1 protein-coding gene is annotated in these 1,019 nt (G+C 70.9%); it reads right to left on the bottom strand.

Annotated elements, in window-relative coordinates; all coding sequences use genetic code 11:
• A partial coding sequence (locus ABT092_RS30975) for a beta-ketoacyl synthase N-terminal-like domain-containing protein (RefSeq protein WP_351249842.1) occupies positions 1–1,019 on the bottom strand: 1,019 nt, incomplete at both ends.

Raw genomic sequence — 1,019 nt, 5'->3', positions numbered from 1 at the left:
GAGGTCCAGCAGGGCTTGCGCTTGCGCCTTGAGCGCCTGAGGAGAACGGGCGCTGAGGAGGAGGGGAACCGGCGCGGTCGAAGAGGGCCGGGGCAGGTCCTCGACCACCGGTTCCTCGGGAGCCTCCTCCAGGATCACGTGCGCGTTCGTCCCGCTGATGCCGAACGAAGACACACCGGCCCGCCGGGGCCCCACGGCCTCCCAGGGCCTGGACTCGGTCAGCAGTTCGACCCGTCCGGCCGTCCAGTCCACCTTCGAGGAGGGCTCGTCCACGTGCAGGGTCCTGGGCAGGACCCCGTGGCGCATCGCCATGACCATCTTGATGATGCCCGCCACGCCGGCGGCGGCTTGGGTGTGACCCAGGTTCGACTTGATGGAGCCGAGCCAGAGGGGGTCGTTGTCGGGGCGGTTCTGGCCGTAGGTGGCGAGGAGTGCTTGGGCTTCGATGGGGTCGCCGAGGACGGTGCCGGTGCCGTGGGCTTCGACGGCTTGGATGTCGGTGGGGGTGAGTCCTGAGGTGGTTAGTGCTTGGCGGATGACGCGTTGTTGGGAGGGGCCGTTGGGGGCGGTGAGGCCGTTGCTGGCGCCGTCCTGGTTCACTGCGGAGCCGCGTATCACTGCGAGTACCCGGTGACCGTTGCGCCGGGCGTCCGACAACCGCTCCACCACCAGCACACCCACCCCCTCGCCCCAACCCGTACCGTCCGCCGCCTCCGCGAACGAGCGGATGCGCCCGTCACTTGCGAGCCCGCGCTGCCGGCTGAAGTCGATGAAGGTGTCCGGCGTGGACATCACCGTCGCGCCGCCCGCGAGCGCCAGTTGGCACTCGCCGCCGCGCAGCGCCTGGATCGCCCAGTGCAGCGCCACCAGCGAGGAGGAGCACGCGGTGTCCACCGTGACCGCCGGGCCCTCCAGGCCGAAGACGTAGGAGACGCGGCCGGAGGCGATGCTGCCGAGGCTGCCGTTGCCGAGGTAGGTGTCGACGCCTTCGGGGAGGGGGGTGTTGCCGAGGCGGGAGG

The sequence above is a fragment of the Streptomyces sp. NPDC002490 genome, assembly GCF_040296045.1.
In the GTDB taxonomy this organism is placed as follows: Bacteria; Actinomycetota; Actinomycetes; order Streptomycetales; family Streptomycetaceae; genus Streptomyces.
This window is presented reverse-complemented; position numbering and strand designations above follow the sequence as displayed.